The sequence below is a fragment of the Cognatundibacterium crateris genome (genome assembly GCF_010078235.1).
Lineage (GTDB): Bacteria > Pseudomonadota > Gammaproteobacteria > Burkholderiales > Burkholderiaceae_D > Undibacterium > Undibacterium crateris.
On the sequence record NZ_JAABOS010000038.1, the window covers coordinates 1 to 559 of the forward strand.

Annotated in this window: 1 pseudogene; it reads right to left on the reverse strand. The window is 50.1% G+C overall.

The annotated features are described in order from the left end of the window. Positions 1 to 559 (reverse strand): annotated as a pseudogene (locus EYB48_RS19335) (transposase); the annotation flags it as partial.

Consider the following 559-nt stretch of genomic DNA (forward strand, 5'->3'; position numbering starts at 1 on the left):
ACTGCCAATGGCTGCGGGTCTCTGCTTGGAAGTCGCTTTTTACCAATGCGTCGCCGGTTCATCTTGAGTCCACAATAGACGCGATAGACCCGCTTATGATTCCAGACATGGCCGCGTCGTCTTATTAACTGAAAGTATTTACCAAATCCCCGTTCCGGAAATCGTTCTGCCAATTCCTGCAAAACCGCAATGATGTCATCGTCCGGTGTCAGCTTCTGTTGATAGTTCATGCTTGAACGTGAGAGTTGCATTGCTTTGCAAGCCTGACGCTGGCTGAGGCCAACCTCCTGCAGCTGTTTGACGAAGTCACGCTTCTGGCCCGGGGTCAGCGCTTTAAACCGATCACCTCTTTGAACGCATGGTTCTCCAGCGAGAGATCAGCGACCATCATTTTGAGCTTACGGTTTTCTTCTTCGAGGTCTTTGAGGCGTTTTATGTCAGCCGCTTCCATGCCGCCATACTTGGATTTCCATTGATAGTAGGTGGCTTCAGAAACACTATGCTCACGGCAAACGTCTTTGACCAGCCTACCTGCCTCGACAGCTTTCAATATTCCGAT